Origin of the sequence: Saccharopolyspora hordei (assembly GCF_013410345.1) — a bacterium.
In the GTDB taxonomy this organism is placed as follows: Bacteria; Actinomycetota; Actinomycetes; order Mycobacteriales; family Pseudonocardiaceae; genus Saccharopolyspora; species Saccharopolyspora hordei.
In genome coordinates, this window is the sequence record NZ_JACCFJ010000001.1 from 5,344,422 (window position 1) to 5,370,669 (window position 26,248).

The 26,248-nt window shown below is 73.9% G+C and carries 16 protein-coding genes and 1 pseudogene; 5 read left to right on the top strand and 12 right to left on the bottom strand.

The features are described 5' to 3' along the window. The 6 genes from HNR68_RS27305 to eccD all read right to left on the bottom strand — a co-directional run bounded on the left by HNR68_RS27305 (position 1) and on the right by eccD (position 7,550). A complete protein-coding gene (locus HNR68_RS27305; protein WP_179724061.1) occupies positions 1-2,781 on the bottom strand; it encodes a hypothetical protein in 2,781 nt (926 codons plus the stop codon). Between the two features lie 12 nt (positions 2,782-2,793). After that, complete coding sequence (locus HNR68_RS24390; protein WP_179724062.1) at positions 2,794-3,999, bottom strand: hypothetical protein; 1,206 nt, start codon at positions 3,997-3,999, stop codon at positions 2,794-2,796. A gap of 68 nt (positions 4,000-4,067) precedes the next feature. Beyond that, entirely contained in the window at positions 4,068-4,358 is a 291-nt protein-coding gene (locus tag HNR68_RS24395) for a WXG100 family type VII secretion target (protein WP_179724063.1), read from the bottom strand. Between the two features lie 34 nt (positions 4,359-4,392). Beyond that, a complete protein-coding gene (locus tag HNR68_RS24400; RefSeq protein WP_179724064.1) occupies positions 4,393-4,680 on the bottom strand; it encodes a hypothetical protein in 288 nt (95 codons plus the stop codon). Further along, positions 4,677-6,050, bottom strand: a complete 1,374-nt coding sequence (gene eccB, locus HNR68_RS24405) for a type VII secretion protein EccB (RefSeq protein ID WP_179724065.1) — start codon at positions 6,048-6,050, stop codon at positions 4,677-4,679. The genes HNR68_RS24400 and eccB overlap by 4 nt, the downstream gene beginning before the upstream one ends. A gap of 48 nt (positions 6,051-6,098) precedes the next feature. Next, positions 6,099-7,550 carry a type VII secretion integral membrane protein EccD gene (gene eccD, locus HNR68_RS24410; protein ID WP_179724066.1) on the bottom strand — a complete coding sequence of 484 codons (1,452 nt, stop codon included), beginning with the start codon at positions 7,548-7,550 and terminating at the stop codon, positions 6,099-6,101. Between the two features lie 116 nt (positions 7,551-7,666). Between eccD and eccCa the strand changes: the two genes are divergently transcribed. From eccCa to HNR68_RS24425, 3 genes are all read left to right on the top strand, one after another. Beyond that, positions 7,667-11,620, top strand: coding sequence for a type VII secretion protein EccCa (eccCa, locus tag HNR68_RS24415; protein WP_218888415.1), 3,954 nt, complete (start codon positions 7,667-7,669; stop codon positions 11,618-11,620). Beyond that, entirely contained in the window at positions 11,617-12,768 is a 1,152-nt protein-coding gene (locus HNR68_RS24420) for a S8 family serine peptidase (RefSeq protein ID WP_179724067.1), read from the top strand. The genes eccCa and HNR68_RS24420 overlap by 4 nt, the downstream gene beginning before the upstream one ends. Positions 12,769-13,352: 584 nt before the next feature. Next, entirely contained in the window at positions 13,353-14,630 is a 1,278-nt protein-coding gene (locus HNR68_RS24425) for an aspartate aminotransferase family protein (RefSeq protein WP_179724068.1), read from the top strand. Between the two features lie 260 nt (positions 14,631-14,890). On the opposite strand, the gene HNR68_RS24430 is transcribed toward HNR68_RS24425, so the two are convergent. The 5 genes from HNR68_RS24430 to HNR68_RS24450 all read right to left on the bottom strand — a co-directional run bounded on the left by HNR68_RS24430 (position 14,891) and on the right by HNR68_RS24450 (position 21,260). Beyond that, a complete protein-coding gene (locus HNR68_RS24430) occupies positions 14,891-16,150 on the bottom strand; it encodes an amidohydrolase (protein ID WP_179724069.1) in 1,260 nt (419 codons plus the stop codon). 84 nt (positions 16,151-16,234) lie between these two features. Beyond that, positions 16,235-19,078, bottom strand: a complete 2,844-nt coding sequence (locus HNR68_RS24435; RefSeq protein WP_179724070.1) for a penicillin acylase family protein — start codon at positions 19,076-19,078, stop codon at positions 16,235-16,237. Positions 19,079-19,184: 106 nt separating this feature from the next. Further along, complete coding sequence (locus tag HNR68_RS24440) at positions 19,185-19,715, bottom strand: hypothetical protein (RefSeq protein WP_246330525.1); 531 nt, start codon at positions 19,713-19,715, stop codon at positions 19,185-19,187. Between the two features lie 100 nt (positions 19,716-19,815). Beyond that, positions 19,816-20,679 (bottom strand): fumarylacetoacetate hydrolase family protein, encoded by an 864-nt coding sequence (locus HNR68_RS24445; protein WP_179724071.1) that lies wholly within the window; start codon positions 20,677-20,679, stop codon positions 19,816-19,818. Between the two features lie 122 nt (positions 20,680-20,801). Continuing rightward, complete coding sequence (locus tag HNR68_RS24450; RefSeq protein ID WP_179724072.1) at positions 20,802-21,260, bottom strand: MarR family winged helix-turn-helix transcriptional regulator; 459 nt, start codon at positions 21,258-21,260, stop codon at positions 20,802-20,804. 42 nt (positions 21,261-21,302) lie between these two features. Between HNR68_RS24450 and HNR68_RS24455 the strand changes: the two are divergent. Next, positions 21,303-22,056 (top strand): annotated as a pseudogene (locus HNR68_RS24455) (dioxygenase family protein). 4 nt (positions 22,057-22,060) lie between these two features. Here HNR68_RS24455 and HNR68_RS24460 read toward each other — a convergent pair. Continuing rightward, a complete protein-coding gene (locus tag HNR68_RS24460; RefSeq protein WP_179724073.1) occupies positions 22,061-22,882 on the bottom strand; it encodes an IclR family transcriptional regulator in 822 nt (273 codons plus the stop codon). Between the two features lie 109 nt (positions 22,883-22,991). Between HNR68_RS24460 and ileS the strand changes: the two genes are divergently transcribed. Continuing rightward, the gene (ileS, locus tag HNR68_RS24465; RefSeq protein WP_179724074.1) at positions 22,992-26,123 is read left to right on the top strand and encodes an isoleucine--tRNA ligase; all 3,132 of its coding nucleotides are present in this window, start codon (positions 22,992-22,994) and stop codon (positions 26,121-26,123) included. Positions 26,124-26,248: the final 125 nt, after the last annotated feature.

A 26,248-nucleotide genomic window follows, 5' to 3' on the forward strand; every position in this document is an offset into this window, starting at 1 on the left:
CTATCCGGTCGCGCTCTGCTCGGCCGGTGCCGTCGTGGTCTGCTCCGGCCGGGTCTCGGTCCGGCGCGCGGCGGACGAGCTGACGTGGACGTGGGTGGGGGCGAGCGGCTCGTCGGTCTCCTGGGGCAGGTCGCTCGGGAGCCCGATGACGCCGGTGCCGCCGACGTCGTGGGTGCCCCACACCTTCTCGTCCTCGGACAGCCAGGTCTGCCGCTCGCGCTCCTTCGCGCTGTTCTGCCCACCGGCCATCGGCGGCACCATGGGCGGCATCATCGGCATCCCGCCGCGCTGGTCGGCGACCGGCCTGCTGGGCGACGGCCCGCCTTCCTGGGTCGTCTGGTCCTGCCCGGACCAGTCCGACCACCCCTCGCCGGCGAAGCCACCGGAGCCCCCGCCGGGCAGGCTCGAGAAGTCGCCGCCGACCGACCCCGACCCGCCACCGGGGAGGTTCGCGGTGCCACCGGGCGGGTCGAAGGCCCCACCAGGCAGGTTCGCCGTGCCACCGGGCGGATCGAAGCTCCCACCAGGCAGATTCGCGGTCCCACCCGGCGGGTCGAAAGCCCCGCCCGGCACGTTCCCCGTGCCACCGGGCGGATCGAAGCTCCCACCAGGCAGATTCGCCGTGCCACCCGGCGGGTCGAAAGCCCCGCCCGGCACGTTCCCCGTGCCACCGGGCGGATCGAAGCTCCCACCAGGCAGATTCGCCGTGCCACCCGGCGGGTCGAAAGCCCCACCAGGCACGTCCGCGGTCCCACCCGGCGGATCGAAAGCCCCACCCGGCAGGTTCGCCGGATCCCCAGCACCGGACACGTGCGACGTACCACCGGGCACGTCGAAGCCCGCCCCCGGCAGCTCGGACGAGCCACCGGGCGGGTCGAAGCCCCCCACCGGGAGGTTAGCGGTCCCACCCGGCGGGTCGAAGGCCCCACCAGGCAGGTTCGCAGTCCCACCCGGCGGGTCGAAAGCCCCACCAGGCAGGTTCGCGGAGCCGCCCGGCGGGTCGAAAGCACCGCCCGGCACGTTCGCCGAGCCGCCCGGCGACGCCGGGTCGAACGGGTCGTTGCCGGTCCCGGTCACCTGGCGGGGCAGCCGGGTCCCGCTGGAGCCGCCACCCGGTCCGGAGGTGCCCGGCAGGCCCGCCATCCCGTTCGGCGGGACCACCGGCACCCCACCACCGCTCGGCGGCGACGGGATGTCGATCGGCCCACCGGTCGAGGAACCACCCGGGCCCCCGAGCGCCGGTGTGCCACCGCCCCCGGGCGACTGGCCTCCCCCAGCACCGAGCGAAGGCAGCTCACCGCCGCCAGCGGCGGGCGGGACGTCCAGTCCGCCGCCACCGGCGGACGGCAGGTTCGCACCACCGCCGACGGGCGGCGGCAGGTTCACGCTCCCACCGCCGTTCGCGGGCGGCGAGTCCAGGTTCCCCCCACCACCGGGCAGGTCGACGTTCCCACCGCCGTTCCCCGACGGGAGGTCCACGTTCCCGCCGCCGTTGCCGGGCGGCGGCAGGTTCACGTCCCCGCCCCCGTTCCCGGGTGGCAGGTTCAGGTCGCCACCGCCGTTCCCCGGCGGCGGGACGTTCATGCTCCCGAACGGGGGTGGGGTGGTGGTGCCCCCGCCGGCGCCGCCACCGGGCGTGCTGGTCGGGGTCTCCAGCTCCTCGAGCGAGGACTTCGTCTGCTCGTAGCCCTCCCGCAGCGCGTCGAGCTGCTGGCGCGCGAACTCGTCGAGCGGCTCCATCTGCTTGCGGACGTGGTCGCTGATCTTGGCGTTGAAGTCGTTCCACGTCGACTGGCTGCCCAGCGGACCGGACAGCACCGGGAAGCCCTCGGGGAGCGGGTGGGGCGTGAACGGCACCGCGTTGGGCTCCACGCTCGCGTCGGGCATGTAGAACACCAGGTGTTCCGGCAGCATCCCGACCGCGCCCTCGGGGACAGCGGGCCCGAGGTTGTCGTCGGAGCGGTAGCTGTTGACGACGCTGGTGATGTACTCCTCGGCCTTCTCCCGGCCCCGCATCGCGAGGACGTCGAGTGCGTAGTTCGGCGTGCCGTGGAAGAGGCCCTTGCCCCGCATGTACGTGGCCACGTTGGTGCGCACCGCGTTCACGGTGTCCTGCACCACCGTCTTCAGGTAGTCGCTGAAGTTCGACCACGCGGCCGCCATGCCCTTGCCGAAGTTCGCGGCGGCCTCCGCGGCCTTCTGCAGCCCCGCGGAGGTCTGGCGCTCCTCGGCGATCTGCTCGTGCAGGCTGTCGACGGTGTCCAGCAGGCTGGAGACGTTCTGCTTGAGCGCGTACGCCGCCTTGCCCTTGAACGCCGAGTCGTCACTGGTGAGCTTGGTGACCCACTGCTGGAGCGTGTCGCGCTGGGTGGCCAGCCACTCGACGTAGTGGTCGACGGACTCCTTCGCCTCCCGCAGCCGGTTGACGTTCATCAGGCCGAGGTTGGCGGCCTCCAGCGCATCGGTCAGCTCGTCCATCTCGGAGACGGCCTTGGACCAGTTGCCCAGCGCGGTCTGGTTGATGTCCACCGAGACGTACCACTTGTCCCAGGCGTGGTAGCTGTACCCGGTGCCGCCCGCCTGGCTGTCGTCGGTCATCTCGCTGCCCGGCTTCGCGCTGCCGGACTCGGTGAACCAGCCCTGCTCTGCCCCGCCCCCGGCGTCGAGGACGCCCTGGAGGTCGGTGCCCTCGCCGGTGACGGTGAACAGCACCTGGTCGAACGTCGCGCGGGAGGTGTCGTCGCCCTTGATCGGCTCCGGTTCGCCGATGGGATCCGTCATCGCTGGCTCCAGTCAGACCGTGCCGGGGAAGCCGGACGTGCCGCCGCCGCTGAACCCGGGGTACTCGGAGGTGAACTTCGTGGCGTCGTAGGCCGCGAGGTCGTCGGTCTCCTTGAAGACCTCCTTGGCCTTCTCCAGCGCGTCCTCGAACTGGGACAGCGCCTTCCGCAGGTTCTTGTTCTCGGTCTCGACCGTGCCGCCGAAGGCCGAGCCCCACTTGACCAGCTTCGTCGCGGGCTCCCAGGTCTGGCCGTTCGGCTGCAGCTGCAGCTCGGAGTCCAGGTAGGTGCCGCCGTGCGAGGTCGCCCCGCGGGCACTGCTCCTGATCTCCGCGATCACCGCGATGAGCTGGTTGTACTGGCCCTCGTCGAACTGGATGTTCGGGTCGGGCCCGACGTCCCCGTTCGTGCTCGGCACGCCGGTCGGACCCGACACGCCGGGGAAGGAGTACCCACCGCCGGTCCCCTGCGTCCCCGGCGGGTACTGCGTCCCCGGCGGGTACTGCGTGCCGGGCGGGTACTGGCCGCCCGCGTAGGACTGCGTGATCGGCACCGACGAGGTCTGCTGGTCCTGGGGGGTGGCCAGGCGCTCCTCCGGCGCGTGGCGCGCTCGCTGCTCGGGCGAGAGCACCTGCTCCCCGGACGGCTGCACGACCGGGAGCGCGACCGTCCTCGGGAGACGCTCCTGGGGGACGGAGACCGGGTCCTCCACCACCTCGCCGAACGGTGCCCGGACCGACTGCGCCACGACCGGCTCGGTCCTGGTGCCCTCGGTCGCGGGCACCGACACGTCCTCCGCGTAGCCGGGCTCGACCGGGACGCCCTCGGTCGCCGGCACCGACACGTCCTCCGCGTAGCCCGGCTCGCGCGGGAGCAGCGGGGCCACCAGGGGCGCCCTCGGCGCGTGGACGGTCTCCGCCGGCGTGCCCCGTTCCACGGGCTCCACACCGGGGTCGGTGGTCCGCGACACCGTCTCCTCGCGCCGGACCACCACGCCCGCCGGGCCGGAGACCACGGTGACCGGCTGCTCGGTGGTCGGCTCCGTCGGCGGCAACCCGGAGTCGGTCGGAGCGTGCTCGGTCGTCTCGCCCCGCGGCCCGCCGGGGGAGCCGTGCCCCGGCGCCCCCGGCACCAGCCGTCGTCGTTCCACCGGCAGCGACACCGACACGGCCGTCACCTCGACCACGGTCCCGGTCTCGGGCTGCTCCGTCTCCTTCACCGAGATCTCCTCCACGAATCGCTCGGCCGGTCAGGCCGTCAACAGGGGTGCCGATGCCGCTGCGCGGGTCACTGGGCGAAGATCCGTGCCCCGGTGTTGTCGCCGTTCTGGAAGATCTCGTGGATGTTGATCGACGACACCGAGGTGAGGTTGATCCGCTCGGTCATCGCCTGGTAGGAGCGGTTCCAGTTGTTCTGGTGCTCCAACCAGATGGGCTGCGCCTCGCCCCACGAGGCCTCGGGGATGTTCTTCAGCGACTTGTTGAGGTCGTCGAGGACGGTGCCGAGGGTCTGCACGGCCTGGACGAGCTGCTGGTTGACGTCGCTGTAGCCGGCGTGGTTGACGTTGAACGCGGTCATCCGCTTTCCTTTCGCTCCGGGTTCCTGGAGGGGACTACTGGGCCGCGCCGCCGGTCTCGGTCTCGACGTTGCGGTTGGTCTGCAGCAGGGCCTGGGCCTTGGCGTTGAGGTTCTCCAGCTCCCCGACGATCCGGTTGTAGTCGGTGCTCCACTCACCGAGCAGCTGCGCGAGCTTCATGCCGGACGTGGAGTTGTTGACCGTGGGCAGCTGGCCGCCGATCCCCTGGACCGCGCTGTTGAGGTTGCGCATCTGGCCGAGCGCGGTGTCGGTGGCGCTGATGACCTGCACCAGCATTCCGTCGTCGTACCCGTACTGGCTCATCGGGATCCTTCCTCCGTTGCGTTCTGCGACGTGCCGATCAGGTCGAGCACCGGTCCGGTCGGCAGCAGGGCGAGCAGGTCCGCGGGAACCGGTTCCGCGGTGTCCACCGAGTAGCCGAGGGCCTCGGCTGCTCTCTCGTTGGCGACCGGGTACTTCGCCCCGGCCTCGGTGATCAGGTAGACGCCGGCCCCGGGGACGCCGGGTGCCGGGCGGGTGCGGGCGATGAACCCGGCACCGGGGCGGACGTCGACGAGGTCGGCGACCCGCCCGTCGCGGGTGACGCCCGCCATGCGACTGTCCACTGTGGCCCCGGTGAGGTCCGGTGCGGACACCACCTCCACCTCGTCCGCGGTCCACCGCACGCACGGCACGCGGCGGTCGAGGTCGATCGGGGTCGGCGGCTGGGGCGGGAGCTCGGCCTGCCACACCGGAGCGGGCAGCACGTCCTGCGCGGCCAGCTGCGCCGGGGTGATGGTGAGGGTCGGCGGCAGCGCCAGGCCGGGGTCCGCGCCGATCAGCGCGGCGACGGTGCGCGAGACCGGCACCAGGCCGCCCGGGTCCACCACGAAGGTGGTGTCGCCGACCGCCTCGGGTGCGGTCACGAGCTGGCCGACCACGGTCGGCTGACCGGCGACGGTGGGCCCGGCGCCACCGTGCGGCACCGGCGGTGCGCCGAGGTCGGGCCCGGCGGGCAGCGTGTTCAGCCACGCCGAGTCGACCTCGACGGCGTCGCTCGGGTCCAGCCCGAGCGCCCGGGGCACCCACGGAGCGGTGATCCGCAGCCGGGTGCCCGCCCACACGAGGTGGTGCTGGTCCCCCACGCGGACCAGCACCGCCTCGTCCGCACCCAGCGGGGTCGCCCCGGGCAGCGGTCCGACGGTCGCCGCCACCCGCGGTGCGTCGGGCCGCACCCCCGCGCACACGGTCCACGGCTGGCCGCCCGCGGTCGGCGAGGGCAGCGCGTCCGGGGCGCCCGGGATGCCGATCGGCGCTCCCTTCGGGAAGTCCGCCAGCTCCGCGCCGTCGACCTTCGCGACCGGCGGTTCCCCCTCCGCCAGCAGCCGGGCCGACGCGTAGTTGAGCACCGGGCGCAGCCGCCCGTCGACGAGCATGTACCGGTTGCCGGAACCGGTGTCCACGACGAGGAAACCGGGCTCCTCCCGCCAGGCGCCGCTGCCCATCCCGGTGAGCAGGCTGACGACGAGCACGATGCCCATCACCAGCACGGCGACCCCGACGCCGCCCGCCATCCCGACGGTGGTGCGCCGCAGCGGCCGGTTCGGGTCGTCCGGGTCGGTGCGCAGCACCGCCGCGAGGATCCGGCCGACCAGGAACGAGTGGGCCTCGACCTGCTCACGCCTGCCGTACATGCACGCCCTCCCTTCTGCACCGAACACGGCTCCCGCGACCGGCGGGGTTCACAGCCACGTGGCCACAGCGCCGTAGAAACCGGTCACCGTGAGCACCAGCGCCAGCACGGCCAGCGCGCAGACCCAGTGCACGACGTCGCCGATGCGGCCCCAGCGCGGCACGAGCCGCCTGCCGGGCAGCACCTGGGCCCCGGCCAGCGCGTTCCCGGCCAGGCCGAGCAGTCCGACCAGGACGCACACCTGGCCGAGCAGCGGCAGGTCGACGACCCAGCGCAGCAGCACCGAGACCAGGGCCGCGGCGGCAGGCACCAGCGCGGCCGCCCGGTGCCAGGTGCCGCGCAGCTCGCGCGCCTGCAGCAGCAGCAGCGTCGCCACGACGATCCCGAGCGCGGCGGTGTCCCACGCCAGGTGCGAGGTGAGCACCAGCAGCGCCCCCGAGCTCACCGCGCCGAGCACCACCAGGAACGCGGTGAGGTGCGCGTCCGCCACCGCCGCCCGGTCCAGGACGTCCTTGCTGGGCAGGGGATCCAGTCCCTGCTGGAACTCCTCGGGGGTGGTCGGCACCGGTTCGGCGACGAGCCCGGCGAGCCAGGTGGCCAGCTGCGGCACGGCCCGGGTCACCGCGAGCACCATCGCGACGACGACCGCGGCGGTCTCGTGCGGTCGGAGTCCGAACAGGAGCCCGACGAGGCAGCCGAGCGCGGTGAGCGCGGCCCCGCAGGCGACGGCGAGGAACCCCGCCCGGGCCAGACCGAGCGCGGCCCGCGCGAGCACGGCGGCCGCGGCCACGACCGCGGACGCGGCGAGCGCCCCGGCGACGGTGAACCACGCGGCGGGTGGCGCGGACCCGGCCGGCACCGCCAGACCCGCGACACCGAGGGAGGTCACGCCCACCACGCCGAGCGTGAGCGCACCGCTGCGCTCGTCGAGCAGCCGCACCAGGGCCGCACCGCCCCCGATCAGCACCAGCCCGACCGCCGCGCCGCTGACCGCGGTCACCGTGCCGCTGCCGGCGAACGTGGTGACCAGCACCGCGAGCAACCCGCACAGCGCGGCGAGCCCGAGGCACACCCGGCGGGTCAGCGCCGGGCGCCAGCTGTCGGTGCGGGTGGACAGTCCGGTGTGGATCCCGTCGACCAGGTCGTCGAAGGCGGCCAGCGGCAGCTGGTCGTCGCGCGGCCGCAGGTACAGCACGTCGCCGTCGTACAACCCGGCCGCGGCGGTGCCGTGGTCCTCGTCCAGCGGCGGTTCACCGAGCCGCTGCAGCACCCAGCCGCCGTGCGCCAGCCCGGACGTGGCCAACGCGGGGTCGAGGTGCCCGAGGACGGTCGGCATCAGGTCGGAGATCGGCACGTGCGCGGGCACGGCCAGTTCCACCCGCGAGGTCGGCCCGCAGATGGTCAACCGGCACATCTCCCCGGAACCGCCGGAGGAGTGCGCGGACCGGGCCGACGGGGCCGAGTGCGCGGTGGTCGCGCCGTTCGAGTTCGTCGCCGCCATGCCCCCACCACGGCCGCGCACCGCCCCGCGGTTCAAGCGCCCGCGACTGAACGTCCCGGCGGGGTCGGGACGTGTGGCAGGTGCACCGCGCACCGTCCAGCGAGGAGCCGACCGCGATGACCACGACCCTGTTCCGCCGGCCGAACCGGGAGCAGCCGCCGGAGATGCCGAGCGGGGAGCTGTCCCTGCAGGAACCCCCGGCGCTGCCGGAGACGGTCGGCCGGGACTGGTTGTCCTCGCTGATGGTGCTGCCGATGATGCTCGGCAGCGGCGTGTTCATGCTGATCTACATCGGACCGCGCAACCCCGTGCTGGGCATGGGCATGTTCGGCCTGATGATGGCGATGGCGCTGCTGGTGTTCCTGGTGCAGCTGGCCCGCGGCGGGGCCGAGCGGCGGCAGAAGATGCGCGGCGAGCGGCGCGACTACCTGCGCTACCTCGGGCAGGTGCGCGCCCAGGTGCGGGCGGCGGCGGCCAAGCAGCGCGAGTCGCTGGCCTGGCGGCACCCGGACCCGAACGCGCTGTGGTCGGTGGCGATGACCGGCCGGCTGTGGGAGCGACGGGCCGCGCACGGCGACTTCGCCGAGGTGCGCATCGGCACCGGACCGCAGCGGCTGGCGGTCCGGATGACCCCGTTGCACACCAAGCCGATCTCGGACCTGGAGCCGCTGTCGGCGCGGGCGCTGCGCCGGTTCATCAACGCGCACAGCACGGTCCCGGGCCTGCCGACCTCGGTGTTCCTGCGCGGTTTCGCCAAGGTGCGGTTCAACGGCGACCAGGAGGCGATCCGCGGGGTCACCCGCGCGCTGCTGGCCCAGCTGGTCACCTTCCACTCCCCCGAGGACCTGCGGGTGGTGGTGTGCGCCGCGCCCGACCGGATCCCGCTGTGGGACTGGGTGAAGTGGCTGCCGCACGCGCAGCACCCGGTCGAGCAGGACGGCGCGGGCCAGGTCCGGCTGCTGGCCGACGGGGTGGACGCGCTGACCGAGCTGCTCGACGCCGAGCTCGGCGAGCGCGGCCGGTTCGAGGCGGCGTCCTCGCCCAGCCCCGAGGAGCCCTACGTGGTGGTCGTGCTGGACGGCGTCCACGTGCCGTCGGAGTCGCGGCTGGCCGGCACCGGCTACCACAACTCCGTGGTCCTCGACGTCTCCGACGCGCTCGGCGGCGGAGCCGGGCGCACCACGCTGCGGCTGGACGTCACAGCCGAGCAGGTGGACATGGTGCGCACCGACCGCACCGGCCAGGAGGTGCGCACGACGCTGTGCACCCCGGACCTGCTGTCCACCACGAAGGCCGCGACGCTGGCGCGGACCATCTCGCCGTACCGGCTGGGCGGCACCGCCGACGTGGCCGAGCCGATGGTGGCGAACTTCGAACTGCCGCAGCTGCTGGGCGTCTCGGACCTGGACAGCTGGGACCCGGCGTCGATCACGCGCACCGGGCTGACCCGCGACCGGCTGCGGATCCCCATCGGCATCTCGGAGAGCGGTGCGCCGGTGGAGCTGGACATCAAGGAGTCGGCGCAGGGCGGGATGGGACCGCACGGGTTGCTCATCGGCGCCACCGGTTCCGGCAAGAGCGAGCTGCTGCGCACCCTGGTGCTGGGCATGGCGATGACGCACTCGTCGGAGACGCTGAACTTCGTGCTGGTCGACTTCAAGGGCGGCGCCACGTTCCTCGGCCTGGACCGGCTCCCGCACGTCTCCGCCGTGATCACCAACCTCGCCGACGAGGCGCCGCTGGTGACCCGCATGCAGGACGCGCTGCACGGCGAGATGGTGCGGCGCCAGGAGTTCCTGCGCGCGGCCGGGAACTACTCCTCGCTGCTGGAGTACGAGAAGGCGCGGTTGTCCGGTGCGCCGCTGGACCCGCTGCCGACGCTGTTCGTGATCGTCGACGAGTTCTCCGAGCTGCTGGCGGCCAACCCGGACTTCGGCGAGCTGTTCGTCATGATCGGCCGGCTGGGCCGGTCGCTGGGCGTGCACCTGCTGCTGGCCAGCCAGCGCATCGAGGACGGGCGGATGCACAAGCTGGAGAGCCACCTGTCCTACCGCATCGGCCTGCGCACGTTCTCCGCGATGGAGAGCCGCTCGGTGATCGGCGTGCCCGACGCCTACCAGCTGCCGAGCGCGCCCGGCAACGGCTACCTGCGCAGCGACGTGGCGACGCTGGTGCGGTTCAAGGCCGCCTACGTGTCCGGCCCGCACCGCAGGCGCACCCGCGAGCAGCGGCAGGAGGAGGTGCGGCGACAGGTCGTGCCGTTCGGGGTGGGCAAGCTGCCCGTCCCCGCCGAACCCGAGCCGGCGCCCGAACCCGCGCCGCAGGACACCGAGACCGGCGAGTCGGTGCTGTCCGTGGCGGTGGACAAGCTGGTCGAGCACGGCGGTCCGCCCGCGCACCAGGTGTGGTTGCCGCCGCTGGCCGACCCGCCGTCGCTGGACCAGCTGCTGCCGCCGCTGCTGCCCGACCCGGAGCGCGGGCTGACCGCGTCCGGCTGGCCGGGCTGCGGTCGGCTGGTGGTGCCGGTCGGGGTGGTGGACAAGCCCTTCGAGCAGAGCCGCGACCTGCACGTGGTGGACCTCTCCGGCGCGGGCGGGCACGTCGGCATCGCGGGCGGTCCGCAGTCCGGCAAGAGCAACCTGCTGCGCGCCCTGATCACGTCGATCGCGCTCACCCACACCCCGGCCGAGGCGCAGTTCTACTGCCTGGACTTCGGCGGCGGGACGCTGTCGGCGCTGGACGGCCTGCCGCACGTCGGCGGCGTGGCCGGGCGGCTGCAGACCGAGCGGGTGGCGCGCACCATCGCCGAGGTGCAGACCCTGCTGGCGGAGCGGGAGAAGGTCTTCGCCGAGCACGAGGTGGAGAGCATGGCCGCCTACCGCGAGCGGCGCGCGAAGGGCGAGTTCGCCGACGACCCGCACGGCGACGTGTTCCTGGTCGTGGACGGGTGGGGCGCGCTGCGCTCGGAGTTCGAGCAGCACGACCTGGCGCTGCGCGCGCTCGCCGCCCGCGGCCTCGCCTACGGGGTGCACCTGGTGCTGACCACGAACCGGTGGTCGGACGTCCACAGTGCACTGCGCGACCAGCTCGGCACGCGGCTGGAGCTGCGGCTCGGCGACTCGATCGACTCGATGATCAACATGCGCAAGGCGGCGGAGGTGCCGCAGGTCCCGGGCCGGGGCATGACCGCCGACCACAGGCACTTCCTGGCCGGGGTGCCGCGCATCGACGGGGTGGCCGGCACCGACGGCCTCGCCGAGGCGACCAAGGAGCTGTGCGCGGCGGTCGCCGAGCACTGGCCGGGCCGCCGGGCGCCGGTGGTGCGGATGCTGCCCGCCGTGCTGCCCGCGGCGGACCTGCCCGCCCCGCAGCCGGGCCCGAAGGTGGCGCTGGGCGCGGGCGAGCTCGACCTGCAGCCGGTGTGGCACGACTTCGCCGAACGCCCGCACCTGACGATCGTCGGCGACAGCGGCAGCGGCAAGACGGCGGCGCTGCGCCTCATCGCGCGGGCCATCACCGCCGCGCACTCCCCGGAGGAGGCGCAGGTCCTGGTCGTCGACCCGCGCCGCACCCTGCTGGAGTCGGTGCCCGACGCCTACCGGCGCGCCGCCGCGGTGTCCGCACCGGCGGCCGAGGCCGCGGTCCGGCAGCTGGCCGAGGAGATGAAGCAGCGGGTGCCCGGCACCGACATCACCCCGGCGCAGCTGCGCCGTCGCGACTGGTGGAGCGGGCCGGAGGTGTTCGTGCTGGTCGACGACTACGACCTGCTGCTGGGTCCGATGGGCGGGCCGTTCGACCCGCTCGTGGAGCTGGTGCCGCAGGCCGGGGACATCGGCCTGCACCTGGTGATGGCCCGCGCCGCCGCCGGGTCGAGCCGGACCTCGATGGAGCCGGTGACCCGCCGGTTGCAGGAGTCGAACACCCCGGAGCTGGCGCTGTCGATGCCGGCCAACGAGCTGCCGCTGCTCAACGGGGCCCGGGGCCGGCAGCTGCCGCCGGGCCGCGGCGTGCTGGTGACCCGCCGCGACGGGATCGGGCTGCAGATCGGCTGGACGGAGGAACCGGCATGAGGGCTCGGCTGCGGACCACCGTGCTGGGGGCGGTCCTGGGCGTCCTGGCGACCGCGGTGGGCGCGCCGCACGCGGCCGCGCAGCCCCCGGTCGGGCAGTGCACGCCACCGTCGGAGACCCCGGTGACGACGATGTCGTGGGCGCAGCAGCGGATGGCCGCGGACCGGGCGTGGTCGCTGACGCGCGGTGAGGTGGTCGTCGGCGTGGTCGACACCGGGGTGAGCGCGGCCGCGCCCGCGCTGGCCGGGGCGGTGCTGCCGGGCACCGACCTGCGGGGCGGTCCCGGCGACGACGACTGCTTCGGGCGGGGCACGTTCCTCGCCTCGCTGATCGCGGCCCGGCCGAGCAGCGACCCGCACGTCCCGTTCGCCGGGGTGGCGCCGGGCGCCACGATCTTCCCGGTCCGGGTCAACGACGACCCGCCGAAGGTCCTCGACCACGCGGCACTGGCCCGGGACATCGCGCGCGGCATCCGGGCCGCGGTCGACGGCGGTGCCCGGGTGGTCGCGGTCGGCCTGGTGGCCACGTTGGACGTCCCGGAGCTGCGCGCCGCCGTCGCGCACGCCGCCCAGCGGGACGTGCTGGTGGTGGCGCCCGCCGCGGTGCCGAAGCGGGGCCAGCTCGCGTTCCCGGCGCGGATCCCCGGCGTGCTGGCGGTGGCCCCGGTCGGGCCGGACGGGCCGGTGCGGTCGGCGTCGTACGGCGCGGACCCGGCGATCGCCGCCCCGGCGCAGCAACTGGTGGGCGTCGCCCCGCGCGGGGCCGGGCACCGCGTCTCGTCCGGCAGCGAGCTGGCCGTGGGGTACGTGGCGGGTGCGGCGGCGCTGGTGCGCGCCTACCACCCGGCGCTGTCCGCGCCCGAGGTCGCCGCCCGGCTGATCGGCGCCGCGGACCACCCGTCGACGCCGCTGCCGAACGAGCTGGTCGGCTACGGCGTGGTCGACCCGTTCGCCGCGGTCACCACGATCCCCAACACCGACCCGCCGGCGACGCCCCCGCCGGAGGACCTGGCCGTGCCGAAGCCCGCCGCGGCGGACCCGGCCCCGGCGACCCGAGCGCTCTGGCTCGTCGGCGGCATCGGCGCCGCCGCCCTCCTCCTCGCCGGCCCCACCATCGCCGTCGCAGCCCGCCACCGCCGCCCCCACTGACCCCCAGTCGGTCGTGAGCGCGAAAACCGGCCCCAACCGGCTTGCGCACTCACGACCCCCAACCAGCACCCATGCGGTCGTGAGCGGCAAAACCGCCCCCAACCGGCTCCCGCACTCACGACCCCCAACCAGCATCCATGCGGTCGTGAGCGGCAAAACCGGCCCCAGGCGGCTTGCGCGCTCACGACCGTTAAGCAGCGCCGATACGGTCGTGAGCGGGCAAGACCGCCCCCAGACGGCATGCGCACTCACGACCGTTGGGCAGCGCCGATACCGTCGTGAGCGCGAAAACCGCCCCCAGGCGGCTCCCGCACTCACGACCCCTGACCAGCGCCCATACCGTCGTGAGTGGCAAGACCGCCCCCAGGCGGCATTTGCACTCACGAGCCCTGACCAGCGCCGATACGGTCGTGAGCGGCAAAACCGGCCCCAGGCGGCTTGCGCGCTCACGACCCCCAACCTGCGCCGATGCCGTCGTGAGTGGGGAGACCGGCTCCAGGCGGCTTGCGCGCTCACGACCGTTGGGCTGCGCTTCTGGGGGTGGGGAGTGGACGGGCCGCGAGAGGCGTTCGTAGCGTCGGCGCATGGACAACGCACGGGAACGACACCTGATCCGCTACTCGGGCGGCGGTTCCTTCAGCCCCGACACCATCGCGCGCGCCTCCGGGAGCACGATCGTCACCGAGGACGGCCGCGAGCTGCTCGACTTCACCTCGGGGCAGATGAGCGCGATCCTCGGCCACGCGCACCCGGAGATCGTCGCGACCATCCGGGAGCAGGCCGAGCGCCTCGACCACCTCTACAGCGGGATGCTCAGCCGCCCGGTGCTCGACCTCGCCGAGCGGCTGACCGGGACGCTGCCCGCGCCGCTGGACAAGGCCGTGTTCCTCACCACCGGGGCCGAGGCCAACGAGGCCGCGCTGCGGATGGCCAAGCTGGTCACCGGCGGGTACGAGGTCGTGTCGTTCGCGCGGTCCTGGCACGGCATGACGCAGGCCGCCGCGGGCGCCACCTACAGCGCGGGGCGCACCGGCTACGGCCCCACCGCCCCCGGCAACTTCGCGCTGCCGGTCCCGGACCGCTTCCGCCCCGACATCACCGACGCCGACGGGAACCTGGACTGGCGCCGCCAGCTCGACCTCGGCTTCGACCTCATCGACGCCCAGTCGACCGGCAACCTGGCGGCCTGCCTGGTCGAGCCGGTCCTGAGCAGCGGCGGCGTCATCGACCTGCCGCCGGGCTACCTGGCCGCGCTGCGGGACAAGTGCCACGAGCGGGGCATGCTGCTGGTCCTCGACGAGGCCCAGACCGGGTTGTGCCGCACCGGCACCTGGTACGCCTTCGAGCGCGACGGCGTCGTCCCGGACATCCTCACCCTGTCCAAGACGCTCGGCGCCGGGCTGCCGCTGGCGGCCGTGCTGACCAGCGCCGAGATCGAGCAGGAGGCGCACGACCGCGGGTTCCTGTTCTTCACCACGCACGTCAACGACCCGCTCCCGGCCGCCGTCGGCGGCACCGTGCTGGACGTGCTGGTCCGCGACCGCCTCGACCAGCGCGCCCGCGAGCTGGGCGACCGGCTGCGCGCCGGGCTGGACGAGCTCGCCCGGGAGCACGCGGTGGTCGGCGACGTCCGAGGCCGCGGCCTGCTGCTGGGGCTGGAGCTGGTCGACGAGGAGCGCGGGGCCGACGAGCTGGGTGCCGCCGTCACCCGCCGGTGCGCCGAGCTCGGCCTGCACATGAACATCGTGCAGCTGCCGGGCATGGGCGGCACGTTCCGCATCGCCCCGCCGCTGACCGCCTCGGACGCCGAGATCGACCGCGGCCTGGAGATCCTCGACAAGGCCCTGGCCGACCGCGCCTGACGCGCCGAGGTGCTCGCCGGTGGGGTGGCGGCGAGCACGGCCGGGGCGCCGCACCCGACCGCCGTCGTGGCCCCGGGGCCGAGGCCGACGCCCCGGTCCGCGTGCGCGACCACCCCGTCGGCGTGCGCAGCACGGGGACCGGGCCCGTGGTCAGGTCGACGCCGTCGACCTGACCACTCCCCCGCGCAGCTCGGCGGACTCGCGGACCGGCGTGCCCGGGTCACCCGCACGGTCGGGCGCCGCACCCGCACGGGCCGCGGTCAGCGGCTGTCGAGCCAGGCGAGGGCCGCGGTGGTCATCGCGGTGACCCCGGTGGTGAGGGTCGGTTCGACCACCGGGGCGAAGAACGGCGAGTGGTTGGAGGGGACGTCGCGGCTCAGCGTGCCCGCTTCGCGGGCCGCGAGGTACTTGCCGCGCTCGACGCCGCCGAAGAACCAGTAGCAGGTCGGCACCCCGGCGGCCTCGCCGAACAGGCCGACGTCCTCGCTGCCGGTCACCGGCTCGAGCGCCAGCACCCGGTCGGCGCCGAGCTGCTCGCGCAGCGCCTGCGCCGTCCGCTCGGTCGCCTGCTCGTCGTTGACCAGCAGCGGGAAGCTGTGCAGCGGCTCGAACTCCGGTTCCCGCTCGGCGCCGGAGGCGGCCGCCTCGGCGCGCACGATGCGCTTGACCGCCTCGATCACCCGCTCGCGGACCCGTCCGTCGAAGGTGCGGATGTTGACCCGCAGCTCGGCCTGGTCGGGGATGATGTTGTCCTTCGTGCCCGCCCGGATGGACCCGACCGTGACCACCGCCGTGTCCCGGCCGGAGACCTCGCGGGAGACCACGGTCTGCAGCCGCAGCACGGTCGCCGAGGCCATCACCACCGGGTCGACGGCGTTCTCCGGCTGCGACCCGTGCGCGCCGCGCCCGAACATGGTGACCTTCAGCCCGTCGGCCGCGGCCATGCTGGGCCCGCCGACCAGGCCCACGGTGCCCGCCGGGAACGGGAAGACGTGCTGGCCGAGGCACACGTCCGGGCGCGGGAAGCGGTCCAGGAAGCCGTCGTCGAGCATCGCCCGCGCGCCCGCGCCGATCTCCTCCGCGGGCTGGAACACCGCGACCACCGTGCCGGACCACTGCTCGCGCGCGGTGACCAGCAGGTCGAGCGCGCCGAGCTGGCAGGTGACGTGCATGTCGTGCCCGCAGGCGTGCATCACCGGGACGTCGTTGCCGTCCGGGTCGGTGCCGCGCTGGGTGCTGGCGTAGTCCAGGCCGGTCTGCTCCTGCACCGGCAGCGCGTCGAAGTCCGCGCGCAGCAGCACGGTCGGCCCGTCGCCGTTGCGCAGCACGCCCACGACGCCCGTGCCGCCCACCCCGGTGGTGACCTCCAGGCCGAGCGCGTCGAGCCGCCGCGCGACCTCGGCGGCGGTGCGGTGCTCGGCGAAGGACAGCTCCGGGTGGGCGTGCAGGTCCTGGTAGAGCGCGGTGAGGTCGTCCCGGATGTCGTCGACCCGCCTCAGCACAGCACCCAGATCGCCCACGTGGCCCTCCCGTTCGTCGTCACCGCGATGCTCGCACGCCTCCCCGGCCGGTGCACCGGCCGGGGAGGTGGTCTTCGCGAGCCGTCAGCGGGGCCGGTGCGCGGGGAACTCCACCACCTGCTGGTACGTCGGGCGGTTCTGCCAGCTCACCGTGTCCTGCGCGATGCCGCCGATCTTGCTGTGCACCAGCGCGTCCGCGCACCACTGGTCACCGGCCGCGCAGTCCGCGTCACCCGGGTAGGTCTCCTCCAGCGGGACCTCCGCCGCCTGGCGCAGGGTGTCCAGCAGCACCTGGCGGCACGCGGTCGGGTCCCCGCCGCCGCACAGCGGTGCGCCGAACCCGCCCGGCACCTCCTCGCCGAGCACCGCCCGGACGTCCTTGGACACCTGGCCGAACCAGCCGAACTGGAACGCCGAGCCCTGGTGGCCCTGCCCCACGTGCAGGCCCGGTTCGCCGTTCTGCCAGCCGGAGGGCGACTCGTTGACCTGCATGACGTCGGTCAGCGCCTCGTAGGCGGGCGTGCCGAGCGCGGGCTCGAACTCGCCGCGCACCAGCAGCGGCCACCACGCGTCCATCAGCGCGATCGCCTCGGCGTGCTCGTAGCGGTGGCTGCCCGGTTCGGTCTCGACCCGCCGGCCGCCGTCGGCCAGCCAGGCGCGGAGCCGGGTGAGGAGTTCCTCGGTCCGCGGGTCGGTGACCGGTTCGCGGTCGATCAGCCGCAGCAGGTCCGGCAGCACGCGCTCCGCCCGCAGGTCGGTGACCCCCGCGTCGGCCATCGCCTGCACCAGGCTCGCGCGGTCGAACGTCCCGCCGTGCTCGATGCGCTCGCGGACGCGGGTGTCGAGCAGGTCCCCGCGCTGCACGGCGCCCTTCTCCGCGCGGTCGCCCGCGGTCCCCGGCGCCTGCTTGTTGTTCCAGTTGACGTAGTAGTCCTGGTCGATCGAGTTCGGGTGCTCCTCGAACGGGGCGTAGGCGGCGGTGTTGTCGACCGGGTCCCAGTCCTGCCACTCGTAGGCCGGGTCGGCGGCGATCGGCATGCTCGGGTCGACCACCGGCTTGCGGACCACGTTGGCGCCGGAGTTGAAGTAGGCGGTGTGGTCGGCGTCGACGTAGAACCAGTTGAAGGTGAAGTTGATGTCGTGCGCCGCCCGCTGGAAGGCTTCCGGCGAGGTGATCGCGGCCGGGTCGTTGAACTCCTGGAACCCGATGATCGAGTCGACTTCGTGCAGGAACGTCGAGCGGGCCAGGGCGAACGCGACCGGCTTGCCGTCGACGGTGCCGCGGTGGGTCACTGGGCCGTAGCTGGTGCGGAACACCGCCAGCCGGTAGGAGCCGGCGGGGGTGTCGTCACCGAGGTTGGGCTCCCAGGCGTTCTCCCGCTCCACCACCTGCATCGGCACGCACTCACCGCGGAAGAGGTACGCGTTGGATTCCACAGTGGCCGGACTGCCGTCCGGCTCGCACAGCTCCACGGCGTAGGTGTCGATCATGTCCTGGGACGCGGTGGTGGCGCTCCAGGCGTAGTCCTGACCGCGGCCGAGCAGCGTGTAGAAGCTCAGCCCGGCGAACGAGGCGCCCTTGGACGAGATGCCGGGGCCCTGCAGCTCCTGCAGGGTCAGCAGCTGCGGCGAGAAGTAGCCGGTCTGCGGCCCGAACACGGCCACCGGGTGGCCGCTCTCGGTGTGCGCGCCGGAGACGACGAGCGCGTTGGACATCCCGCGCGGCTCGCCCATCCCCTCCGGGAACAGGCCGTCGTCGAAGAGGCCGCGCAGGCTCTCCACCGGGTCGTCGGTGGCCGGTCGCGGGTTCCGGCTCTCCGGCTGGGCGGACTGGTCCGCGGGTTCCGTGGCCGAGCCGGTGGGGTCGAAGACGAGCTGCTGCTCGACCACCGAGCCGGGGTCCGGCAGCACCACGCCCTCCGGGTGCTCCGGTGCCACGCCGTACGGGAACGACCGCCCGTCGTGGATCGTGCTGATCGCCTCCGGGTCGTCCTCCGCGCGGAAGGCGGCCCAGACCTGCTCGCCGCGCTCCGGGCCGAACCGCTCGTGCAGCGACATCCGGGCGATGGCGTTCTGCACCTCGCCGCCGCCACCGCCGCCGAACTGGGCGCCGACCAGGGAGGCCAGCACGACGAGGTCGGTCAGCTCGAACGGCTCGATGGTGCCCTCGTTGGTGATCGGGTCGACGTGCCCGGTGGCCACGTACTCGCCCGGGAAGTAGCGGCCGCGGTGCGCCTGCTCGATGTAGGCGTTGATGCCGTCCACGTAGGACTGGGCGTCCTCCAGCGCCTGCCGCCCGCGCTCGCCGCGCGAGGCGACGGCGTCGATCTGCTGCTGCAGCTCCTCCTCGGTGTAGGGCGAGGCGGCGAAGAACCGCTGCTCCAGTTCGCGGTTCGCCGGTGCCCCACCGGCGAACGGGGTCACCTCGCCGCGGCCGGCCCGGCGCATCGCGTCCATGAGGAACAGCTTGTCCTCGGCGGTGGCGTAGCCCGCGCCGAAGGTGGTGCCGGACCGGGTGGTCCCGTAGATGTGCGGGATGCCGGCGGTCTTGTCCCGGACGATGGTGACGTCCTCGCGCGGCTGGTAGGTGCGCTCGACGTCGTCGGGCCGCACGCCGAAGGAGTTGTCGAGGAAGAACTCCTCGATGGTGGCGGTGGTCAGCTCCCGGTAGCCGCCGGCGAGCGCGTCGTACCGGCCCAGCTGGTCGTCGGAGTGCGGCGGGCGGGTGCCCAGCAGCATGTGCGCGACGAGCTCGGCGAAGGTGGCACTGCCGTTCTGCCCGGGCGGGAGGACGTGGTGGCACTGCTCGCGGCAGTGGTCCGGTGCCGGCGCGGGGACCGGGTCGGCCGCTGCGGGCGGCACGACCAGCAGGGACGCCGCCGCTGCCACGGCGGCGAGGACGGCGGTGGAACGCGGGCGTCGCGGCATGGCTGGTCCTCCCGGTGGATCTTCGCGACCCGGACGCTAGCCACCCGTCAGCAGAATTGAAAGACTTTCACGTTCAGCTTGCTCCGAACGGCCGAGCGTGGCGCGCTCAGGACGCCGCCGCGGGGCGGTGCTCCCCGCGCTTCCACCGGGCGTTCTCCAGCTCCAACGCCGCCCACAGCAGGTTGAGCGGGTGGTCGGGCGCGTGGTTCTGCCGCTCGCCGCGCCGGGCGAACGCCCCCACCAGCACGTGCATCTCCGGCCCGACGTCGCTGACCAGCTCCACGGTGCGCAGCCCCCGCCCCTCGGGCAACCGCCCGTCGTCGGCCGCCTCGCCCACCCCGCGCGTGACGATCATGCAGCCGTGCAGCAGGTCCGAGCGGAGCAGGTCGAAGCCGTAGCGCACGTCGTCGATCTCCGCGGCGATGTCGAGCTCGTCCCGGTAGTCGGCGCCGAACCAGCCGCGCAGGAACCCGGAGATCAGCCCGCTGGCCGGGATGACGAGCGGGAGCGCGTGCAGCTGGCTGGCGAGCACCGGACGGTCCGGCAGCTGCGCGGCCGGCAGGTTCGTGACGAGGCTCAGCCCGCTGCGCCGCCACTCCAGGACGTCCACATCGGACAGCGGGTTCTCGCCCCGCACGCCGACCAGGACGCTGCCGCAGACCAGGTCGGCCTGCTTCGTCCTCAGTGCACGCCGACCGGGGCACGGCCCGGCACGCCAGGTGCCGGGCCGTGCCGCGTCAGGCCTGCGTGAACCGCTGGCGCTGCCGGCCCAGGCCGTCGATCTCCATCTCCAGCACGTCCCCGGCCTTGAGGTACGGGAAGCGCCCGGACATGGCGACGCCCTCCGGGGTGCCGGTGTTGACCAGGTCGCCCGGTTCCAGCGTCATGTACTGCGACAGGTGGCGGACGATCTCGCCGACGCCGAAGATCATGTCCGCGGTGGTGGAGTCCTGGCGGGGCTCGCCGTTGACCCACGACCGCAGCCGCAGCGCCTGCGGGTCGGCGACCTCGTCCGCCGGCACCAGCCACGGGCCGACCGGGTTGAACGCCTCGGCGCACTTGCCCTTGGACCACTGCCCACCGGAGTGCTCCTTCTGGAAGGCGCGCTCCGAGACGTCGTTGGCCACCACGTAGCCGGCGACGCACTCCAGCGCCTGCTCGACGCTGTCCAGGTAGCGGGCCCGCCGGCCGATCACCACGCCGAGCTCGACCTCCCAGTCGACCTGCTCGGCACCACGCGGGACCGGCACCTCGTCGTAGGGCCCGACGACCGTGTTCGGGTGCTTGAAGAACAGGATCGGCACCTCGGGCGGCGCCGAACCGGACTCGGCGGCGTGCGCGGCGTAGTTCTGGCCGATGCACAGCACGGCCATCGGCCGCGCGATCGGGGCCCCCACCCGCAGGCCGCTGCCGTCCCCGGGGTCGTCGACCGGGGGCAGCTCACCGGCGTCCAGCGCCGCGCGCGCCCGCTGGACACCGCCGCTGGCCAGGAACGCCCCGTCGACGTCCGCGGTGATCGGACGCAGGTCGAACAGCCGGCCCCGGTCGTCCGCCACGTGCGGCTGCTCCGCCCCGACGGGGCCCAACCTCAGAAACCTCATCTCGCTCCTTCGCGTCTCGACACACGCTGCCGCCCCGGCACCGTCGAGGCCGGGTGGAGCCGGCGCGGTCGGCAGCTCCCCGACCCTCCACGGCCGGACACCGCGAAGCAAGCCCCTCCGCGTCAGGCCCCGCGCAGGTGGCGGGTGACCGCGCCGAGCCCGGTCGCGAGGGCGCGCACCTGGTCCCGGTCGAGCAGGTCGATGAGGTTCGCGCGGACCGCCTCGACGTGCCCGGGCGCCGCGGCGCGCAGCTTCTCCCGGCCCTCCTCGGTGAGCAGGGCGTGCACGCCGCGGTCGTCGGACTCGCAGGTGCGGCGACGCACCAGGCCGGCCTTCTCCAGCTGGGTGACCTGGTAGGTCAGGCCGCTCTTCGAGGTCACCACCTGCTGGGCGAGCTCGGTCATCCGCAGCTCGCCGCCGGGCGCGGCGGAGAGCCGGACCAGGATCTCGTACTGCGGGTGGGACAGCCCGACCTGCTCGCGCAGCTGCTGCTCGACCTCGCGGGCGAGGAGGTTGCTCGCTTCCAGGAAGGTGCTCCAGGCCGCCACCTCCTCGTCGTCCAGCCAGCGCGGTCCGCCCATGCCCGGCAGCCCAGCTCGTTCGAATTCGGACGAGGAGGCCCGATGTCCCGGATGCCGACCGCGTACCTCAGCCACGGCTCGCCGCCGCTGGCCGACGACCCGGAGTGGCCGGGCCAGCTCGCCGCCTGGTCGGCCCGGATGCCGGGGCCGACCGCGGTCCTGGTCGTCTCGGCGCACTGGGAGGAAGCGCCGCCGGCCATCGGGGCCACCCGCACCGTCCCCCCTGGTGCACGACTCCTGGGGCTTCCCGGACCGCTACCACATCGTCCAGTACCCCGCGCCCGGTGCCCCGGAGCTCGCCGACCGCGTGCGCGCCCTGCTGCGCGGTCCGGGCACCCCGGTGCGGGACTTCCCGGACCGCGGCCTCGACCACGGCGCCTCCGTGCCGCTGGCGGAGACGTACCCGGACGCCGACGTGCCCGTGCTGCAGGTCTCCATGCCGACGCTCGAGCCGGAGCGGCTGGTGCGCATGGGCCGGGCGCTGGCGCCGCTGCGCGACGAGGGCGTGCTCATCGTGGGCAGCGGCTTCTTCACCTCCAACCTCGCGGCGCTGCGCGAACCGGGCACCCCGAGCTGGTCGGTGGAGTTCGACGACTGGGGTCAGCGGGCGCTCGCGGCGCACGACGTCGACGCCCTGCTGGACTTCGAGCGCAAGGCCCCGGCCGCGCGCCTGGCGCACCCGCGCACCGAGCACTTCGTGGCGCTCGGCGCCGCGGGCGACGACCTGACCGCGCAGCAGGTGGCCGTCGACGGCTTCTGGTGGGGCCTGGCCACGCGCTCGGTCCAGTTCGGCTGACGCGTCAGCGGCGCAGCTGCTGCTCGATGGTGGCGACCGCCTTGGACAGCGGTTCGCGGGTCTCCTCGGTCCAGTTCGGGCCGCAGCGCGGGGTCGGCGCCGACACCGACAGCGCGGCGACCACCGCGCCGGAGTGGTCGTGGATCGGCATCGCCACGCACCGGCAGCCCACGATGTACTCCTCGTCGTCCACCGCGTAGCCGCGGGCGCGGGCCTGCTGGACCTCGGCCAGCAGCTCGGGCAGCTCGCACACGGTGTTCTCGGTGAACCGCTCCAGTTCCACGCCCTGGTAGCGGCGCACCAGTTCCTCCTGCGACAGCCCGGTCAGCAGCGCCTTGCCCAGGCCGTCGGCGTGCGCGGGCAGCCGCATGCCCACCGCGGAGACCAGCTTCATCGGTTGCGGCGACTCGGCGATGGCGATGTAGACGTTCTCGATGCCGTCCAGCCTGGACAGCTGCACCGTCTCCCCGGTCTCCGCGGCCAGCTGCTCCATCAGCGGCAGCGCCAGGCCGACGATGTCGCGGTGGCCGGTGTAGCCCTGGCCGACCGTCCACGCCTTCAGCCCGAGCCCGTAGGTGCGGGTGGTCGGGTCGAACTCGGCGAAACCGCGGTGCACCAGGGTGCCGAGCAGCCCGTGCACGCTGGACAGCGGGAGCCGCAGCGTCTCGGCGATGTCGCTGAGCCGGTGCCTGCCCCGGGAGAGCAGCTCCAGGATGACCAGCGCGCGGTCGGCCGACTTGACCACGTTGGGCGCGCTGCCCGCTGGTTCGGCCGTGACGGGTTCCGTCTTCACCCGACGTTCCTCCTGCTCCGTTCCCTGGCGCATCGACTCCTCCCGGCCTACTGAACAGTACAGCGGGGGTGCGGACCCCGCGCAGCTCCTCCGTCCGCCCGTCCGCGGTGTCAGCCGGGCCGAGCGGTGTGAGCATGTGAAGATGGGTTCGCCTGGATCGCCGTTCCGCCCGCTCGACACCGCGGTCGACCTGCCCGCGGTGGAGCGCGACCTCATCGAGTGGTGGCGCGCCCACGAGGTGTTCGAGCGCAGCCTGGCGCAGACCGCCGACGGCCCGCGCTGGGTGTTCTACGAGGGTCCGCCCACGGCCAACGGCCTGCCCGGCACCCACCACGTGGAGGCCCGGGCGTTCAAGGACGTCGTGCCGCGGTTCAAGACGATGAAGGGCTTCAGCGTGCCGCGGCGCGGCGGGTGGGACTGCCACGGGTTGCCCGTGGAGCTCGCCGTCGAGAAGGAGCTGGGCCTGGCCGGCAAGCCGGACGTCGAGCGGATGGGCATCGCCGAGTTCAACGCGCACTGCCGGGAGTCGGTGCAGCGCTACGTCGGCGAGTTCGAGGCGGTCACCCGGCGGATGGGCTACTGGATCGACCTCTCCCACGCCTACTGGACGATGTCCCCGGAGTACGTGGACAGCGTGTGGTGGGCGCTGCAGCGGATCTTCGAAGCGGGCCTGCTGGTCGAGGACTACCGGGTGGCCCCGTACTGCCCGCGCGACCAGACGACCCTGTCCGACCACGAGGTCGCCCAGGGCTACGCGCCGAAGCAGGACCCGTCGGCCTTCGTGCGCTTCCCGGTGGAGGGGCCGGTCGCCGGGCACCACGACGTCGACCTGCTCATCTGGACGACCACCCCGTGGACGCTGGTGTCCAACACCGCCGTCGCGGTGCACCCGGAGGTGGCCTACCAGCTGGTGCGCACCGTGCGGGGCACCTTCGTGGTGGCCGAACCGCTGGTCGAGGCGGTGCTGGGCGCCGACGGCGAGGTGCTCGCGACGCTGCCGGGCACCGAGCTGGCGGGTCTGCGCTACCGGCCCCCGTTCGACCTGGTCGAGGTCCCGGACGCGCACCGCGTGGTGCTCGCCGAGTACGTCTCCACCGAGGACGGCACGGGCCTGGTGCACCAGGCTCCCGCGTTCGGCGCGGACGACCTCGCGGTCTGCCGCGCGCACGGGCTGCCGGTGGTGAACCCGATCGGCGCGGACGGGCGGTTCGCTCCTGAGGTCGACCTGGTCGGCGGGATGCTGTTCAAGGACGCCGACGTCGTGCTGGTCGACGACCTCCAGCGCCGCGGCCTGCTGCTGCACTACTCGACCTTCGAGCACCAGTACCCGCACTGCTGGCGCTGCCACTCGCCGCTGATGTACTACGCGCAGCTGGCCTGGTACGTGAAGACCACCGCGGTCCGCGACGCGCTGCAGCGCGAGAACGAGCGCACCCGCTGGTACCCCGGGCACGTCAAGCACGGCCGCTACGGCGACTGGCTGGCCGGCAACGTGGACTGGGCGCTGTCCCGCTCGCGCTACTGGGGAACACCGCTGCCGCTGTGGCGGTGCCCGGAGGGGCACGTCACCGCGATCGGGTCCCGCGCCGAGCTGGGCGAGCGGACCGGGCAGGACCTCTCCGACCTCGACCCGCACCGCCCGTACCTGGACGCGATCGAGTTCCCCTGCCCCACCTGCGGCCGCTCCGCCGCCCGGGTGCCCGAGGTGGTCGACGCCTGGTTCGACTCCGGGTCGATGCCGTTCGCCCAGCTCGGCTACCCGCACCGGCCGGGCAGCGTCGAGGAGTTCGAGCGCAGCTACCCGGCGCAGTACATCTGCGAGGCGATCGACCAGACCCGCGGCTGGTTCTACACCCTGATGGCGATCGGCACCCTGCTGTTCGACCGCTCCGCGTACGAGACCGTCGTGTGCCTGGGGCACATCCTCGCCGAGGACGGGCGGAAGATGAGCAAGCACCTGGACAACGTGCTGGAGCCGCTGCCGCTGATGGAGGAGCACGGCGCGGACGCGCTGCGCTGGTTCATGCTCTGCACGGGATCGCCCTGGTCGGCGCGCCGGGTCGGGCACGGCCCGCTGCGCGAGATCGTCCGCAAGGTGCTGCTGACCTACTGGAACACGGCGGCGTTCTTCACCCGCTACGCCGCGCTGGTGGACTGGGTCCCCGCCGACGCCGACCCGCCCGAGCAGCGCCCGGTGCTGGACCGCTGGGTCCTGGCGCAGCTCCACCGGCTGGCCGCGGAGGTGGACGCGCGGCTGGAGGACTACGACACCGCCGGTGCCGGGCGGCTGCTGGCGGAGTTCGTGGACGACCTGTCGAACTGGTACGTCCGCCGCTCGCGACCGCGCTTCTGGGGCGGGGACCGCAACGCCCTGTGCACCTTGCACCACTGCCTGGACGTGCTGACCCGGCTGCTCGCGCCGTTCGTGCCGTTCATCACCGAGCGCGTCTGGCAGGACGCGGTCCGGCCGGGTTCCCCGCAGGCGCCGGAGTCGGTGCACCTGGCGAGCTGGCCGTGCGCCGACCCCGGGCTGGTCGACGAGCAGCTGCTGTCCGATGTGGACGTCGAGCGGCGGTTGGCGGAGGCGGGCCGGGCGGCGCGCCGCAACAGCGGGATCAAGGTGCGGCAACCGCTGGCCCGCGCGCTGGTCAGCGCGGCGCTGCCGCCGGACCTGGCCGCCGACCTGGCCGACGAGCTCAACGTGCGCCGCATCGAACCGCTGGAGGCGGCGGGCGAGGTGCTGGACGTGTCGGTCAAGCCGAACTTCCGCGCGCTGGGCAAGCGGTTCGGCGGGCGCACCCAGGAGGCGGCGGCCGCGGTCACCGCCGCGGACCCGGCCCAGCTGGCCCGCGACCTGCGGTCCGGCACCGCCCGCATCGAGGTCGACGGCCAGGTCGCACCGCTGACCGAGGAGGACGTGTTCGTCAGCGAGGCACCGCGCACCGGGTGGTCGGTGGCCTCGCAGCGGGCGGTGACGATCGCGCTGGACACCGCGATCACGCCGGAACTGGCCCGGGCCGGGCTGGCGCGCGAGGTGGTCCGCTTCGTGCAGGACTGCCGCAAGCAGGACGGTTTCGACATCACCGACCGGATCGTGCTGCGCTGGCACGCGACCGGCGAGGTGCGCCGCGCCCTGCTGGAGCACGCCGAGGAGATCGCCGCCGCGGTCCTGGCCACCGACATCGGCGAGATCCCCGCCCCCACCCCGGGATCCACCGAACACACCGACCCCGACCTCGGCCTCACGGTCTGGCTCCACCGCCGGACCCCGTGACGCCGCGACTCCGGTGGGAACCAGACGTCCCACTCCGGGGAAGGTGCGTCGACCCCGGGTCGGTCCCAGGACGCGAGAAGGGCCGCGGGCTGGTGCCCGCGGCCCTCGGTGGGAGTGAGGTCCGG